The sequence below is a fragment of the Arthrobacter zhangbolii genome (assembly GCF_022869865.1).
Taxonomy (GTDB): Bacteria; Actinomycetota; Actinomycetes; order Actinomycetales; family Micrococcaceae; genus Arthrobacter_B; species Arthrobacter_B zhangbolii.
In genome coordinates this window covers 2,500,953-2,518,177 of record NZ_CP094984.1, presented here as the reverse complement: position 1 = coordinate 2,518,177, position 17,225 = coordinate 2,500,953, and the positions used below count along the sequence as shown (strand labels likewise).

Here is a 17,225-nt window from a genome sequence, read left to right as displayed (position 1 = left end):
TGCAACGGAGCAGCAGGACGTAAGTACTATCGGAGGCGTATTACATGTCGTCAGGATCCAGCATCGCGGATCTTTTAAGTTCGGACACTTCCCTCGACGAGTTCATAGGGGATTACTACGAGCATCTGGCGCGTGAAGATGCGCAGGCGTATCCGCCCTCGGTGCTGCGGGAGCGGGCCCGGAAGCATATGGAACTCGCGCTCACCCGCGCCGAAGGTACTGCGGCAGTGGACGTTGTGGACCTGGGGGACACCAGTGTGGTGCTCATCGTCACCGATGACATGCCGTTCCTCGTGGACTCGGTCACCGCCGAAGTGGTCCGGCGCAACGCCGCCATCCGACTGGTCGTCCACCCCATTTTCCTTGCCACGCGCGACCCGCGGAACGGTGAACTCCAGCGCGTGCAGCGGGTCCCGGCCGCTGCGGGTGTATCCAGCGGCGACACCGCCGCTCTCCCGAACCTCGCGGACCTGCTCGGCACCGACGGCGGCACCACCCGCGTTGAGTCCTGGATCGCCGTCGAGGTCGCCCGCATCACGGACCAGGACAAGCGCACGGAACTCATCAACGGGCTGACCAAGGTCCTTGGCGACGTCCGGGTTGCGGTCTCCGACTGGCCCGCCATGCGCTCCAAGGTGCACGAGATTGCCCGTTCCCTGGACACCGTCCCCGGCGCCCGGGACATTCCCGACCTGCAGCAGGCGCGGGAGCTGCTGACCTGGCTGGACAACGGCAACTTCACCTTCCTGGGCTACCGGGAATACGACCTCATCACCGAAGACGGAGAAGACGCGCTCCGCCCCACTGAGGACAGCGGACTGGGGCTGCTGCGGCTGCATTCGGCCTCCCGCAAGGTCCAGCGGCTTACCGGCGCCGGGCGTGCCAAGGCCCGCGAGAAGCGTGCCCTGGTGATCACCAAGGCCAACTCCCGCTCCAGCGTGCACCGTCCCGCGTACCTGGACTACCTGGGCGTGAAGCGTTTCGACGAACAGGGCAACGTCAACGGCGAACGCCGATTTATCGGGCTTTTCGCTACCGGCGCCTACACGGGTTCGGTCCGCAGCATCCCGATCGTCCGTGACAAGGTCCGCGAAGTGATGCGGTCCTGCGGCTTCCCCGCGGATTCCCACTCGGGCAAGGACCTGCTCTCCATCCTGGAGACCTACCCCCGCGACGAACTCTTCCAGATTGAGCCTGCAGCCCTGCTGGAGACCTCCCTGGCCATCCTGCGTCTTCAGGAACGCCGCCGCACCCGGCTCTTCCTGCGCCCGGATATCTACGGACGGTTTATGTCCGCCCTGGTCTTCCTGCCCAGGGACCGGTACACCACACCGGTCCGGCTGCGCATCCAGGACGAACTGCGCTCGACCTTCAACGCCGAATCCATCGACTTTGAAGCACGGATGACTGAATCCGCACTGGCCCGGCTCTTCTTCCGGATCCGGCTGCCCCGCGGCCAGGAAATCACCGAAGTGGATACCCCGGCCCTGGAGGCCCGGCTGGTGACGGCCACGCGGTCCTGGACCGAAGGCATTGAAGAGGTGGTCCGGACCAAGTTCGCCCGCCAGGACGCCGAAAAACTGTCCGCGCTGTGGGCGGACGCCTTCCCGGCCGCGTACCGGGTGGCCTACGAAGTCGAGGACGCACTCGAGGACATTGCCCGTTTCGAAGCCCGGATTGCCCGGCCCGAAACCGCGCCGGAGCTGTTCGTCTACGTCCCGGAAGCCGGCGAGGGGGAAGGCCAGGCCGACGCACGGCTCAAGCTCTATCTGACCGAGCCGAAGTCGCTGACCCAGATCCTTCCGTTCCTGCACAACCTTGGACTGGAAGTCCTGGACGAGCGGCCCTTCGAAATCCGTCGCGGCGACGGCGCGAACTTCTATCTGTACGATCTCGGGCTGCTGTACCCGGCGGGCGTTGATCCGGTGAAGACGGGGCCGCTGCTCGCGGAGGCCTTCCGCGCCGGAATGTCCGGGACCGCCGAGTCCGACGCATTCGACCGGCTGATCCTCCAGCAGGGCATCCAGTGGCGGCAGGTCGTAATCCTGCGGGCCTACGCCAAGTACATGCGGCAGGTCGGCACGGCCAACTCCTACGGTTTCGTGGCAGGCACCCTGCTGGCCAACCCCGACGTCGCGCATGCCCTGCTGGCACTCTTCGACGGCCGGTTTAACCCGGACCTGGAGGCCCGCGAATCCGCCGTCGAACAGGCCGGTGCCGCGCTGGAGCGCGGGCTCGAGCAGGTTCCCACGCTCGACGCCGACCGTGTCCTGCGGACCTTCGCCACCCTGATCAATGCCACCCTGCGCACCAACTACTACCAGGACAAGCCGTACATCAGTTTCAAACTGAACACCGGTGCGATCGACGGTGCACCGTTCCCGCGCCCCAAGTACGAAATCTGGGTCTATTCGCCACGGGTTGAAGGCGTACACCTGCGCTTCGGGGAAGTGGCCCGCGGCGGGCTGCGCTGGTCCGACCGGCGGGAGGACTTCCGCACTGAAATCCTGGGCCTGGTCAAGGCACAGACAGTGAAGAACGCTGTGATTGTTCCCTCCGGCGCCAAGGGCGGGTTCTACGCCAAGAGACTGCCTGACCCCTCTGTGGACCGCGGCGCCTGGATGGAGGAAGGCAAGAACAGCTACCGCACGTTCATCCGCGGGCTCCTGGACCTCACCGACAACCTCGTGGTGACCGAATCCGGCGAGGAAGTAGTTCCGCCGGAGCGTGTGGTCCGCCACGACGGCAACGACAGCTACCTCGTGGTGGCCGCTGACAAGGGAACCGCTTCCTTCTCCGACATCGCCAACTCGATTTCGGCCGAATACGGTTTCTGGCTCGGCGACGCCTTCGCCTCCGGCGGATCCGTAGGCTACGACCACAAGGCCATGGGTATTACGGCCCGGGGCGCCTGGGAATCGGTGAAACGGCACTTCAGTGAGCTCGGCATCGACACCCAGAGCCAGGACTTCACGGTCGTGGGCGTGGGTGACATGAGCGGTGACGTGTTCGGCAACGGCATGCTGCTCTCCAAGCACATCAAGCTGGTGGCGGCCTTTGACCACCGCCACATTTTCCTTGACCCGAACCCCGACGCAGCCGCATCCCACGCCGAACGGCAGCGGCTCTTCGAGCTTCCCCGCTCCTCCTGGGCGGACTATGACTCGGCACTGATCAGTGCCGGCGGCGGGATCTTCCCGCGCCAGTCCAAGAGCATCCCCCTCTCGCCGGAAGTACGCGCCGTCCTCGGCCTGTCCGACTCGGTAAAGAAGATGAGCCCGCCGGAACTGCTGAAGGCCATCCTCACGGCACCCGTGGATCTGCTCTACAACGGCGGCATCGGCACCTATGTGAAGGCCTCCACGGAGACCTCCGCCGACGTCGGAGACAAGGCGAACGATCCCATCCGCGTGGACGGACGCGACCTGCGGGTCAAGGTGGTGGGCGAAGGCGGAAACCTGGGCATGACCCAGCGCGGCCGCATCGAAGCCGCCCGTGCCGGCGTCATCCTGAACACGGATGCCATCGACAATTCCGCCGGCGTGGACTGCTCGGACCACGAAGTAAACATCAAGATCTTCGTGGACCGGATGGTTGCCGCAGGCCGGCTGGACCCGGCCGAACGGGCCGAATTCCTGCACTCCATGACGGATGAAGTGGGCAAGCTGGTCCTGCAGGACAACATTGACCAGAACATGCTGCTGCTCAATGACCGTCAGCGCGTAGTGGACTGGAGCCCGAGCTTCGAGCGGCTGATGGCCTGGCTGGAAGAACACGCGGATCTGGACCGCCAGCTGGAGGCACTGCCCGGAAACGACGAGCTGCACGCCCGGATCGCTGCAGGCGAAGGCCTGACCTCCCCGGAACTCGCAGTGCTTGCCGCCTACGCCAAGATCGAGCTTACGAAGGCCCTGACGGCGTCGAACCTCGCCGACGACCCCTACTTCGAGGGCACCCTGCGGCGGTACTTCCCGAAGCAGATCGTTGAGCGTTTTGGCGACCAGCTGGATACCCATCCGCTGCGCCGGGAAATCATCTCCACGGTCGTGGCCAACGACATGATCAACATTGGCGGTATCACCTTCGCCTTCCGGATCATCGAGGAAACCTCGGCCAGCGAGGCGGAGATCGCCCGGGCGTTCATTGCCATCCGGGAAATCTACGGGATCGACAAGGTCCTGGCAGACCTTGGCGGACTGCCGGCGGACTTCCCCACCAGCACCTGGTCCATGATGCATCTGGACCTGCGCCGGCTGCTTGACCGGGCGCTGCGCTGGTTCGTCAACCATGTTGGCCGGGGAACCTCGATTGCCGAAGACATCGAGGCGTTCAAGCCGGTTGTCCAGCCGCTGCTGGCCGGCCTCACCCGGTACCTGCGCGGCTCGGATGCCGAACGGGTCGGAGCGCTGCAGGAGAAGGCCCGCGAACTGGATATCCCGAAGGAACTGGGCAGCTACTGGGCCGAGCAGTTCGAATCCTTTGGCCTCCTCGATGTGGCCCTGGTCAGCCGGGCGTTCGACGAGCCGGCCGAATCCGTTGCCGCCGTGTACTACGCGGTCTATGACCGCTACGGCATCGATGATCTGCTGGACCGGATCACGAACCTGCCCCGCGCTGACCGGTGGCAGGCACTGGCCCGGGCAGCCCTGCGCGATGACCTGTACTCGACCGTGGCGGACATGACGACCGCCGTCCTGGAGTCCACACCGGATCTGGCCGGAGAAGATCCGGTCAAGCGGCTGGATACCTGGGAACAGGAAAACGCGGATCACCTGGGCCGGGCCACGAAGATGTTCAAGGAAGTCAACGGCCTGGAGCAGGACGACATGGCCTCGCTCTCGGTAGCACTGCGACTGCTGCGCTCCATTGTTCGACGCTAGCCCGGAGTAAACGTGGCAATTTTTACCGACCCGATCAAGGACCATGCGGACTTCGGTCCCGGTGACGCCGAGTGGCTGCACCTGCTGGTGGGGGACTGGCAGCTGGTCGCGGACCTCGCGTTCGCGGATCTGGCCCTGTGGTTCCCTGTGCCCGAGGGCGGGTATGTGGCTCTGGCCCATGCCCGTCCGTCCACCTCGCATACGGTCTTCCACAGCGACTTTGTGGGGGAGCGCATCCGCGCTGACCTGCTGACGCTTGTGGACGCCGCCTGGCGGAGCCAGCAGATCGAGCGGTCCAGCGAAACGAGCTGGACCGCCGAGACGGCCATGCGGGTGGAGGCCATCCCCTTTGTCCGCAACGGCAGGACCCTCGCCGTAGTGACTTCGCATATGGACCTCTCCAGCTCCCGAATGCCCTCGCGCCTGGAGCTGACCTACCGGCAGTGTGCCTATGACCTGCTGCGGATGGGTACCCTGGGGCTGTGGCCGGACTTCGCGACGCCGACTGGCTCGCGCCGGGGCGCTCCCCGCGTGGGGGACGGCCTGATCCGCCTGGATGCCGAAGGGGTGGTGCAGTACGCCAGCCCCAACGGTGTTTCCGCGTTCCGCCGGCTGGGGGATATGGAAACGCTCGAGGGCCGGTCCCTGGCGGAAATCACGACGGCGCTGCTGAAGGACCGCCGGATGGTGGATGAAACGCTGCCCTTGGTGGTCACCGGAAGGATGCCGTGGCGCACCGAGATTGAATCGCGAGGTGTCAGCCTGTCGCTGCGGGCCATTCCGCTGCGTGACGAGAAGGAGCGCTTTGGCGCCCTGGTACTTTGCCGTGACGTGTCCGAGCTGCGCCGCCGGGAAATGGAGCTGGTCTCCAAGGATGCAACCATCCGCGAAATCCATCATCGGGTGAAGAACAACCTGCAGACCGTGTCTGCGTTGCTGCGGATGCAGTCCCGGCGGATGGAGAGCGAGGAGGGAAAGCAGGGTCTCGCACAGGCCATGCGACGAGTCTCCACCATTGCCCTGGTGCATGAAACCCTGTCACAGGGGCTGACGCAGAATGTGGACTTCGACGAGCTGATCGGCCGGCAGTTCCGCCTCTCGGCCGAAGTGGCTTCACCTACGCAGGAGGTCAGGACCCGGCGAGAGGGCTCGTTCGGGGAGCTGCCCAGCGATTTGGCCACCCCGCTTGCCCTGGTGATCAATGAACTGGTGACCAACGCCGTCGAGCATGGCCTGGCAGGGCGCCGCGGCACGGTGGGTCTGGCTGCACGGCGGCACGGACCGGCCGGCCGGGAGGAACGGCTCACTGTCACGGTGTCCGACGACGGCGTGGGGCTGCCTCCCGAGCCACGCCGGGAGGGCCTGGGCCTGCAGATTGTCCGGACATTGGTCCAAAGCGAACTGGACGGGACCATTGAATGGTCTGCAGCCGAGGGCGGCGGCACCGAAGTGACAATCGAAATGGGACTGGACACCGAATACCGGCGTACCTAGAAACGGCGTAGCTGGAAACGGCGTACCTAGAAACGGCGTAGCTGGAAAACGGCGTCTGCGCCGGAAAGGTGCAGGTACGGCGAAGGGCCGCTGCCCATGGCAGCGGCCCTTCGCGCCGGCGTGGCCGGCTTGCAGGGGGTTTCCCGGTTATGAGGCGCGTCGTGCGCGGGCAGCGCGGCGCTTCAGTGCGCGGCGCTCGTCCTCACTCATGCCGCCCCACACACCGGCGTCCTGGCCGGTTTCGATGGCCCACTGGAGGCAGGTATCGATGACCGGGCAGCGCCGGCAGACGCTCTTGGCTTCTTCAATCTGAAGAAGAGCCGGGCCGGTGTTGCCTACGGGAAAGAAAAGCTCCGGATCTTTATCCAGGCAAGCTGCGCGGCTCCGCCAATCCATGTTGATCACTATCTCCTCTGAAAAGTTGACTCCTACGTGTTTGTGAAAACATTCACGAGCAACTACAAACTAAAGGGGCCGGTTTCGGCCCCTGATCTCCCTGTATCTAGCGTGGCACGTCAGCCGAACGCAAACAAGGGGTAACAACCGGAAAATATGGCCTCAGGGCTGAGGGATGCATCACAGGTCTTGTGTGCCATCCCAGTCATTTGTCAGGCGGGAGCCGTCCCGTGAGGCGCCGGTGCAGTACGTTTTTCGGCATTGTCCGCGTGTGCCTGACCATGCGTCCGAACGTCCACCGGTCCCCGATGACTCCGCTGCGGCCGCCCCCGGCATGGCCGCAATCAGACTATGTCCGGTAGTGTGCCAATGTGTCAAGACCTAAGAATGCACCACAGGCAAAGCGGCCCCCGGCAGTACTCGTCATAGCTGCCGTACTGGTACTTGAGGCGCTGTGCCTCCTCGCCTTCGCCGGGTGGTACGGATACCAGCTGGCCGTCTCTACCCCGCTCTCACTCGGTGGAGCCGTTTTTACCCTCGTCTTCGCTGTGGCGCTGGCAGTCTGGCTGCTCGCTGTCGGCCACTTCTTCTTCCGCGGCTATCGATGGACCCGCTCCGCCGCCATGGTGTGGCAGCTCTTTGTTGTGATCATCGCCGTGCCGACACTGCAGGCCGGCCTGGTGCTGGCGGGCCTGGGTCTGCTCCTGCCCGCAGCCGCGGTGCTGCTGCTGCTGTTTACCAAACCGGTTCTGGAACATACCAAGCGGCTGACCGATGGGAATGACACCAAGGCCTTCTAGCCGGAAGGCTCCGTAGCCGCGGCTGCCTGTGCTTCCCGGACCACCGGCCCCTCGACAAGGTAACAGCGGCCCGCCGGATGCCGGGTTGCCGGGTCAACCCGCACGCCCAGGATCTCTCCGTCTGCAGGCCCCGCGGGGGCGAGGAGCACACCCCGGGGTGCCGAGCGGACCTGCACCGCCAGGGGGAGCCGGACCGTCAGCTGCGGCCCCGGAAGGGCGGCAAGGACAAGCCGTACGCCTTTGGCCTGGAGTACGGCCAACTGCTGGTGCGCGGGCGGAGGCAGTGAATCCGCGTTGTCCACCAGGACCAGCATGCTTTCCGGAGGTTCGTTCGTCCTGTCCAGGGCGTCGATTACGGGCAACAGGTCAGCCGGCCCGGTGACCAGTCGACTGTCCAGCGAGGTGTGCGCGGCACGTTTGACCTGATGCAGGAATGATGTTCTTCCGGATCCCCTGGGACCCAGGACGAGGAACAGGCTCGCCGGCGGTATCCGAACCGTTGCCGTCTCCAACTCATCGCCGCTGACACCCACCGGTACATAATCTGCGGATACGGCCGGTCCGAGGGAATCCGGGCTGACGACACCCGGGAGGCTTTGGATCCGGTGCGGCCGGGCGGCCGCCGCAGGTAAGGGAGGCGCCGTTTTCTGGGCCGCCTCCGGCACCTGGAGCTGGGCAGACAATCCCTCGTCGGTTCCGATCCTTCCCTGTACGAGGGCACGCCCCGGGACCCGGTCCATGGGTGGAAGCCGCGGCCAGAGCAACAGTGTCTCGGCGCTGGCGTCTGCCGGAAAGTACAGGCGGTTGGGGATCAGCGGAAAAGACCGAGAGCTGAGTACTTCTCTATCGCCGGTGATAACCACACAGATGTCTGCGCGTTCCCCGTCGCGGATGAGATCGGTCAGGTCTTCTTCGCCGGTGAGTCCGCGACCGGAACGGAAGGCCGTACACCACCGGGACCAGCCGGTAACCATGACGGTGATGCCGGGTGGCACCGTTCCGCTGGGCCCGCCAGCTGCCGGCGCCATGCGGCGCAGGAGCTCGGAGGCAAGGTAGGCCAGTACACGTGCGGCCCGCTTGGGATCCTGCGCTCCGACGTAGGCTCCCGTCTGGTCAGCGCCGTCCAGCCATGAGAGGCTGCCATCGGAATCCAGCACGTAAAGATGCCTGGCTGGAAGGACCTCCAGGTGTCTGCCGGCGAGCAGGGCAAGGCAGTCGGAGGTCCCGGCGCGGGAACTGCCGAATACGGCGATGTGCGAGTCCCGCCGGGGGTGCCAGGCCAGTGCCCGCTGGCGCTGCAGATTCGGTTCGTCCATGATCCCCAGGACCAGTTTCCCCGGCTCCGGGCGCAGGTGTGCCGCGGAAGCGAGCAATGATGCCGTCAGGACCGTGGGCAGTGGCTGCAGCACGGGACGGAACGGAACAGGGTAATTTCCCGCGGCCGCTGCTTCATTGATGGCGGAGCAGATGCCGGACAGCGTTCCGGTGTCGGCGGCCGTCGACACCTGGGTGTCCGGAGCCGGACCCGCAGTGAGGTATTCGCCCAGTTCCAGGACCGTGCAGTGGCTGTTTATGCTTCGCATGCCGGTGGACAGGCTCTGGAACAAAAGGGCCGGACGGCCGCTGATGCCCGCGTAGGCGCGTCCGGGCAGATCTGCCGGTATGTCGGCAGCCGAGTCGGCATTGATGACGTCGCGGGAGTCCGGGGCAGACTGAACGCGCAGGGCAACGCTTGTGGCAATGTTTGCGCGGATGTCGGTGGTAATGCTGCCCTGCGGGCGCTGGGTGGCCAGCAGCAGGTGCAGACCCAGCGACCGTCCCACAGCTGCGATCCGCAGAAGCTCCGGCAGCGCAGCGGGTACCGCGTCAGCCAGCATGCGGAATTCATCTACCGCCACCAGCAGTCGTGGAAGATGCTCCAGCGGTGGCCGGCCGGAGTTGTAGGCGCCGAGGTTGTCCGCCCCCGCGTCGGCCAGCAGTACCTCACGTCGCCGGACCTCCGCCCGCAGCGAGATAAGGGCCCGGGACACGTTCTCCGCAGAGAAATCGGTAAGGATGCCGACCGAATGGGGCAGGGCGGCCAGCGGTCCGAGCCCGGAGCCGCCCTTAAAGTCAATCAGGAGGACGGTGAAGGCAGTCGGTGGATGGATGGACGCCAGCCCGGTGATGAAGGCACGCAGGAACTCGGACTTGCCCGCCCCCGTGGTTCCGGCAACAAGGAAATGGGGGCCGTCGCGGTCCAGATCCAGGGTTACCGGACCCGTGGCAGACAGCCCGACGACCGCCCCGCCGTCCTGCACGTCCCGTGCGGCCGTATCAGGGCCTCTTTCCTGCCAGTTCCGCAGGAGGACGCCGGGGTCCGAAGCGAAAAACGCATCGAAGGCCAGACGCCGCGGAAGTACCTCCGGCGAGGGATCGGAGCAGGGCGCGCTCCCGCCCAGGGCACGGCTGAGCCTGCTGAAAACCGGTGCACGGAGAAGATCGGGGAGGAATTCAAGCGTGTCTGAGCCCTGGGTAAGGATTCCCCTGGCCGCGACCAGCGACACATGTACAGCAGCAGGCGGGCCCCCGAGGCGGATGACGGTGCTTCCGGTTCGCCAATCATCCGGCAGTTCATCGCGCAGCTCCCCGGCAAGCCCGGCCCATGCCCCGCAGACTCCCAGGACCAGGACCGTGGACCGGTCCCGGGGATAGGGGGGAAGCAGCTTCCGCAGGCGGGAACCGGCCTCGGCCAGCGACGAGCGGGATGCCTCGGGCAGCGCGGCGAGGGTGACGCCGGGCAGGAACCTCCCATCGGTCTCAAGCTCATCAGCAGTCCCTGCACAAAGGATCAGTGCCTCTGAACGCGCACCTGCGGCGGCGGAGGCCTGGAGGAGGATGGTCCGGTACAGCGCTCCGGCCTCTGGTCCGTGCAGCGAAACCTCCCGGACCCGTCCCAGCTGCAGGACAACAGGCGCGTCCTGCAGCTGCGGTGGCGCGAAACCCGGACGTACCGGGTGAACCTCCAGGTTGGCTGCCTGGTCCGCTGCTCCGATCCGCACCGGAACGGAGGAGGGATCAGAGCTGGAACCTGTGCCGTGCGGTTTCATCGGCGCCTGCAGCGGGCGGTCCCGGCCGGTACTGTGCGACAACGCCTCAGCCCCGACCATGGTCCGCACCACGGTGGTGCCCGGATCGGGGGCAGCCCGGCGTCGGCGTTGGGCGTCCTCGCGGGCGGCCGCGGCAACCGTTGCAGCCTGTTCACGGCGCCGTCGGCTGCCGGAAACGGCTGCAACCAGTGCAGTGACTGCGGACAGGGCACTGAATGCGAGGAACATCCACATGCCGGTCGCCACTGCCAGGACCACCCCCAGGACAAGCGGCAGCAGGGCGCCTAACAGGAGCAGACCGGTTTTCTGGCCCTGCTCCTGGAGCTTTACCGTCAGCGGGCTGAACGGGTCTTCCGGCTGAGGGCCGGAGTCATGGTGCTCCGGGATCGGTGCGCCGGCCAGGACCAACCGGCAGGTACTGTATCCGATCCGCAGGGTCGACCCGGTGTGCAGGATCGCCTTCCGGACTCTTCCGCCGTCAACCCACGTCCCGTTGGCGGAGCCGAGATCACGGATGCTGACCGAATCGGTCGCCACAACCAGCTGTGCATGGTTGCGTGAGAGGGCCGGATCCGCGATTCCTATCCGGTGCCCTGCCCGCAGAGCCGTGCCGAACACCGGGGGCTGTGTGCGGCCGACGGTGTAGGCGCCCCGCCGCAGCGCAATGATGTTGCCGGCGTCGGGCCCGCTGCAGACCACAAGCAGCAGCTGCGCCACCGGCAGGCCGGGGACAACCCGGGAAGCCCCGTGCGCGGGGGACAGGGGACAGGCAGAACGAACGATCACCGCGCCGTTGACGAATGGCTGCTGTCCGGGCGTGAGCTCCTGGAGGGCACGCCCATGGATGGAAAGAGCCGCTTCACCGAAACGCTCAGTGAGCAGCGAGGCAATACCGGGGCCAGTGGTTCCCGCAGCAGCCTGAATGACCACTTCACAGAGACCGGATCGGTCCGGTCGGAAGCCTGTTTGGCTACCCGGCGCATTCGCCAGCGTCACATGGAGCTGCAATATCCCTCCAAGGGTTGTATCCCGACTTTTACCTGCCTCAGCTGATTCCCCCGGTGTGCCGCAGCCGGAAGGTGGACATGTGAGGAATAGCCTAGGCAGACCGTAGTTCTGGTCACGTTTGCTGTGTGCAGCCGTGGATAAGCAGGGGAGGGCCCGTTGGGTGTGGAGGGAAGGTCAAGTCGTCCGCAGTAGACTGCATATGGAAATATCGCTTTAGAAAGGCATGCGTGACTCACCTGAAAACCGATCTCCTGGCGCAGGTTACGCCGGGACCGGACCGTCAAAGCTCGTATCGGCCGGAGGTCCAGGGCCTGCGAGCACTGGCAGTTCTGATGGTTGCCAGTTACCACATCTGGCTAGGCAAGGTCTCCGGGGGAGTGGACGTTTTCCTCCTTATCTCAGCCTTCCTGCTCTCTCTTTCCTTCATCAGGAAGGCCGAAGCCGGGCGTGCGCTGAACATCGGTCGCTATTGGATACATGTCTTCAAGCGATTGCTGCCTGCCGTGGTTGTGGTGCTGCTGGGTGTTTTGACTGCTACAGCGCTATTCGTCCCCAAAAGCAGATGGAGTGAGATCCTCTCACAGAGCTGGTCCTCGCTTTTTTACGTCCAGAACTGGGCGCTTGCTGAAAACTCGGTGGACTACTACGCCACTGACCAGAGTGTGGCCAGCCCATTGCAGCACTTCTGGTCACTGTCCGTACAGGGGCAGGTATTCATCCTGTGGCCGTTGCTTTTCGCGTTGGCAACCGTCATTGCACGCATCATGAAGGTGCGCTTCAGGCATGCAGTGCTCGGCGTCTTCGGTGCTGTCTTCGCCGCATCGTTCGTGTTTTCGATCTATGAGACGTACACCAACCAGACCTATGCGTACTTCGATACTCGGACCCGGTTATGGGAGTTTGCCTTCGGCACATTGCTCGTTCTGGCGCTTCCATATATCCGGCTCCCGAGGGCTGTTCGGATAGCTGCAGGTTGGACCGGTCTGGCGGCAATGCTCTCAGGTGGATTCATCCTGGATGTGCAGGGACAGTTCCCCGGATACGTGGCGCTTTGGCCTGTATTGGCGGCGACGCTCGTGATCCTGGCAGGACAGACGGGGAGCAAGTTCGGTGCAGACCGGTTCCTGTCCTGGAAACCCCTCATTCGGTTGGGCGACATGTCATATGCCCTGTACCTGTGGCATTGGCCAGTCCTGATTATCTACTTGATCTGGCGGGGCAGGGAAGAAGTCGGGCCGGTCGGCGGTACGGCGATTATTGGTCTCTCGCTTATCCTGGCGTACCTCACCACGAAGTTCGTGGAAAAGCCACTGCGTTCCATGGCATGGGTGGAGAAGAAGCAGCGTCGCGGAATCCTGGCTATTGCAGTTTGCCTCGTGCTGGCAGCAGTACCGCTGGCAGGATGGCAGGGTGGCCTCAAGATAGAGGCTGCCCGGCTGGCGGCTGACGCCGACCGCAACAACCCGGGAGCAGCGGTACTGCTCCCGGGCTACACTGATGAGTCCGACGCGAACGCTCCGACCCTGCCATTACCTGGTGGAGGGGAATGGGGTGGCAGCTCGATGAAGACACCTGACTGCGATGCTCTGACGGACGGCCCCACAGACGACCTCCTTGCGAAGCAATGCAGTCATTCAATGCCAGAAGCAGGTTATGACCGAACCATCCTCGTCATAGGCAGCTCACATGCCGAGCATTGGCTTCCAGCAGTGAATACCATGGCCGATAAAAACGGCTATCGAGTGATCTCACTGCTACTGACCGGATGTAACTTCAGCGGCACCGAGAGCAACGGTGGGGAGAGTGAATGCGACCGCTTCAACGTTGCGGCACTCGATTATGCGCTCACCCTCCGCCCCGACGCAGTTTTTACCCTTGCCACCCGATCAACAGTTGCGGGCCCGCGCGACGTCCCAGTCGAGGGGCTTAGTGACACAGCCGCGGTGCTTAGGAACAACGGCATCCAGTTGGTCGGCATAAGGGATACGCCGCGGTTTACGTTCAGGCCAACGGATTGTGCATATGAGGTGGGCGAGGACTCAGCTGAATGTGAGGTGCAACTCACGGAGGTCTTGGATCCGACGCCGCCGGAGGGTGTGTCTGAAACTGATGTGCGCTTTGTTGACTTCACGGACATGGTGTGTCCCGACGGTCTCTGTCGTCCTGCCATAGGCAACATCTTTGTCTATATCGACGATGATCACCTCATGGGCCAGTACGTACGATCGGCGGCTTCCGAGTTTGAACGGCGATTTGTAGAAGCAGTCGGCTGGTAGGAGCCAGCAATGGCTATCCGGATTGTCGGCTAACCTTGAGTGTCGGCAGTACTGGAGCTTCAGTACGCAACTAACAGGAGTAGATGTGAACGTTGACCTCGTCGTCGTCGGGTCGGGCTTTTTCGGCCTGACCGTAGCCGAGCGCGCTGCAAAGGAACTGGGCCTGAAGGTCGCGGTACTGGATCGCCGCCATCACATTGGTGGTAATGCCTACAGCGAGAACGAAGCGCAGACCGGAATTGAAGTGCACCGCTATGGAGCGCACCTCTTCCACACCTCGAACGAGCGGGTCTGGCAATATGTGAACCGCTTTACCGAGTTCACCAACTACGTTCACAAGGTCTACACCAGCCATAAGGGCGAGGTGTACTCGATGCCCATCAATCTGGGCACGATCAACCAGTTCTTCCGCGCCTCCATGGGCCCTGCCGAGGCCAAGGCGCTCATCCAGGAGCAGGCCGGCGAGCTCGCCGGGACCGATCCGGCGAACCTCAACGACAAGGGCATCCAGCTGATCGGCCGCCCGCTGTACGAGGCCTTCATCAAGTACTACACCGGCAAGCAGTGGCAGACCGATCCCAAGGACCTGCCGGCGGAAATCATCAGTCGCCTGCCCGTGCGCTACAACTACGACAACCGCTACTTCAATGACAAGTACGAGGGCCTGCCCGTGGACGGCTACACCGCGTGGATTGAGCGCATGGCCGACCACCCGAACATCCAGGTGCACCTGAAGACTGATTTCTTCGACGAGGGCCACGAGTTCTCCCGCGATAACACGCTCGGCCAGGTCCCCGTGATCTACACCGGCCCCGTCGACCGCTACTTCGACTACGCGGAAGGCGACCTGTCCTGGCGGACCATCGACCTGGAAGAGGAAGTGCTCCCCGTCGAGGACTTCCAGGGCACCTCGGTGATGAACTACCCGGATGAGGACGTTCCCTACACCCGGATCCACGAGTTCCGCCACTTCCACCCGGAACGGGACTACACCAAGGACGCCACGGTGATCATGCGTGAATACTCCCGCTTTGCCGAGAAGGGCGACGAACCGTACTACCCGGTAAACACTGCGGAAGACCGTGCCAAGCTGCTGGCCTACCGGGACCTGGCCAAAGGCGAGAAATCCGTTCTCTTTGGCGGTCGCCTGGGCACATACAAGTATCTTGACATGCACATGGCCATCGGATCGGCACTGTCGATGTTTGACAATAAGATCAAGCCCCACTTCACCGGGGGCGCAAAGCTGGAAAGCGGAGGAGTCGACGCGTGAGCAACGGCATTGTGGACGAGGCAGGGTATCTGCCGGGTATAACGGCGGCACGTCCGGACGAGGACAGTGATGCCGAGCTTCGGGTTCTGCAGCGGGTTGTCCTGCCCAACGACAAGGATCTGGATACACTGCCGCTCTACATCGACAGCGATACCGGCAAGGGTGGGCTGGATGCTGAGAACGGACGCAAGCAGGCACTGACTGCGCCCGGACGAAAACTGCACCCCGAGGATATCCTGAGCCGGTCTTCAGTGCGGGTCCGCCCGGGTGAGCGTCTTTCCTTTGGCTCATACTTCAACGCTTTCCCAGCCAGTTACTGGCGCCGCTGGACCACGGTGGAGAGCGTCATTCTCCGGGTCGGGACCGTTGGCGAAGGTACGGTCGTCGTTTACAAGTCCAATGCCCGCGGTGCAGCGCAGCGCGTGGAGTCACGCCAAGTGACCGGCACCGAAAGCACCGTTTTCGATCTCACGCTGGCGCCCTTCGGTGACGGCGGCTGGTACTGGTTCGATCTCATCGCCGATTCGGACGGGATGCAGCTGGATTCAGCGGACTGGAGCGCCGTATCCGACAAGCCCGCCGGAAGCGTAACGCTGGGTGTCACGACCTTCAACCGTCCCGATTACTGCCTGAACACCATCAAAGCCATCCAGACCGACGACGGTGTCCGCGAGATCCTGGACGAACTGATCATTGTCGATCAGGGCAACCAGAAGGTCTCCGACGAGGCCGGTTTCGACGATGTGGCCAAGGCGATGGGCAGCCAGCTGCGGATCATTGTTCAAGGCAACCTGGGCGGATCCGGCGGCTTTGCCCGGAACATGAGCGAAGCGGTGAAGGAGGGACGGTCGGACTACGTGATGTTGCTCGACGACGACATCATCGTTGAGACGGAAGGCATCCTCCGGGCAGTGGCCTTCGCTGACATGTGCCGCAAACCCACGATTGTGGGCGGACACATGTTCGACATGTACAACAAGTCCGTGCTGAACGCCTATGCAGAGGTGGTCAACCAGTACAAGTTCCGGTGGGGGCCGGTAGACGGCCTGGCCAACCACGACTTCGCACTGGAGGGCCTCCGTTCCTCGTCGATCCTGCACCGACGCTGGGATGCGGATTACAACGGCTGGTGGATGTGCCTGATCCCGACCCGGATCATCCGCGAAATCGGCCTGTCCCTGCCCGTGTTCATCAAGTGGGACGACGCCGAGTATTCCTTGCGCGCCCGATCGGTGGGCTATGCCACGGTCTCGCTTCCCGGTGCCGCCGTTTGGCATGTTTCCTGGGCCGACAAGGACGATTCCGTCGACTGGCAGGCCTACTTCCACGAGCGCAACCGGCTTATCGCCACACTGCTGCACTCCCCGTACGCCAAGGGCGGGCGCATCCTGCGTGAGAGCATGAACACCGACGTCAAGCACCTTTTCTCGATGCAGTACTACCCGCAGAAGGCCCGTTTGATGGCCCTGCGCGACGTGCTTCAGGGCCCCGAAAAGTTGCACGAGTCCCTTCCTGCGATGATGCCCAAACTCCGGGCATTGCGCTCGGAATACAGCGATTCGGTAGTCAAGCAGGATCCCGGCGCTTTCCCGGATCCGCACATGCGCAAGCCGCCGAAGAAACCCATCAGCACAAAGTCCCCGTCCCTGGCGTCTCTGGTTCCGTGGGCTGCCAAGACCATCCTGAAACAGACCGTGCTCCCTGTCGCCCCTGAATCGCGCGAGAATCCGCAGCTTGTGGTGGCCAACCAGGACAGCAAATGGTGGGTCCTGTCCAAGCTTGACAGCGCCGTGGTGTCCAACGCCGATGGAACCGGTGCTTCCTGGTACCAGCGGGACCCGAAGAAGGTCCGAAGCATGCTGGCTGAAGCGGCGGTCCTTAAGGCGCAGCTATTTGCGGAGTGGGAGCAGCTCAGCGCCCGCTACCGTGAGGCGCTGCCTGAAATCACTTCCATGGAATCCTGGCAGCGGACGTTTGATGAGAACCCCGGAAAGTAAGACAGTCCACTC

8 protein-coding genes are annotated in these 17,225 nt (G+C 63.9%); 6 read left to right on the top strand and 2 right to left on the bottom strand.

All coding sequences use genetic code 11. The features are described from left to right. Positions 1-44 precede the first annotated feature (44 nt). A complete protein-coding gene (locus MUK71_RS11650; RefSeq protein ID WP_227929587.1) occupies positions 45-4,880 on the top strand; it encodes an NAD-glutamate dehydrogenase in 4,836 nt (1,611 codons plus the stop codon). 12 nt (positions 4,881-4,892) lie between these two features. Next, positions 4,893-6,374 carry a sensor histidine kinase gene (locus MUK71_RS11645; protein ID WP_227929588.1) on the top strand — a complete coding sequence of 494 codons (1,482 nt, stop codon included), beginning with the start codon at positions 4,893-4,895 and terminating at the stop codon, positions 6,372-6,374. A gap of 147 nt (positions 6,375-6,521) precedes the next feature. On the opposite strand, the gene MUK71_RS11640 is transcribed toward MUK71_RS11645, so the two are convergent. Next, positions 6,522-6,770 (bottom strand): WhiB family transcriptional regulator, encoded by a 249-nt coding sequence (locus MUK71_RS11640; protein ID WP_055239553.1) that lies wholly within the window; start codon positions 6,768-6,770, stop codon positions 6,522-6,524. Positions 6,771-7,141: 371 nt separating this feature from the next. On the opposite strand from MUK71_RS11640, the gene MUK71_RS11635 reads away from it, so the two are divergent. Then, positions 7,142-7,570 (top strand): hypothetical protein, encoded by a 429-nt coding sequence (locus MUK71_RS11635; RefSeq protein WP_227929589.1) that lies wholly within the window; start codon positions 7,142-7,144, stop codon positions 7,568-7,570. Here MUK71_RS11635 and MUK71_RS11630 read toward each other — a convergent pair. After that, positions 7,567-11,589, bottom strand: a complete 4,023-nt coding sequence (locus tag MUK71_RS11630; RefSeq protein WP_227929590.1) for an FtsK/SpoIIIE domain-containing protein — start codon at positions 11,587-11,589, stop codon at positions 7,567-7,569. The genes MUK71_RS11635 and MUK71_RS11630 overlap by 4 nt on opposite strands. 305 nt (positions 11,590-11,894) lie before the next feature. On the opposite strand from MUK71_RS11630, the gene MUK71_RS11625 reads away from it, so the two are divergent. The 3 genes from MUK71_RS11625 to MUK71_RS11615 all read left to right on the top strand — a co-directional run bounded on the left by MUK71_RS11625 (position 11,895) and on the right by MUK71_RS11615 (position 17,213). Then, positions 11,895-13,943 carry an acyltransferase family protein gene (locus MUK71_RS11625; protein WP_227929591.1) on the top strand — a complete coding sequence of 683 codons (2,049 nt, stop codon included), beginning with the start codon at positions 11,895-11,897 and terminating at the stop codon, positions 13,941-13,943. Positions 13,944-14,028: 85 nt separating this feature from the next. Then, positions 14,029-15,216 carry a UDP-galactopyranose mutase gene (gene glf / locus MUK71_RS11620; RefSeq protein ID WP_227929592.1) on the top strand — a complete coding sequence of 396 codons (1,188 nt, stop codon included), beginning with the start codon at positions 14,029-14,031 and terminating at the stop codon, positions 15,214-15,216. Continuing rightward, positions 15,213-17,213: a glycosyltransferase gene (locus tag MUK71_RS11615; protein WP_423724633.1), complete on the top strand. Its 2,001-nt coding sequence runs from the start codon at positions 15,213-15,215 to the stop codon at positions 17,211-17,213. The genes glf and MUK71_RS11615 overlap by 4 nt, the downstream gene beginning before the upstream one ends. Positions 17,214-17,225: the final 12 nt, after the last annotated feature.

Coding starts and splice junctions, on each gene's coding strand:
- MUK71_RS11650 (WP_227929587.1), top strand. CDS start 45: ATGTCGTCAGGATCCAGCATCGCGGATCTTTTAAGTTCGGACACTTCC.
- MUK71_RS11640 (WP_055239553.1), bottom strand. CDS start 6,770: ATGGATTGGCGGAGCCGCGCAGCTTGCCTGGATAAAGATCCGGAGCTT.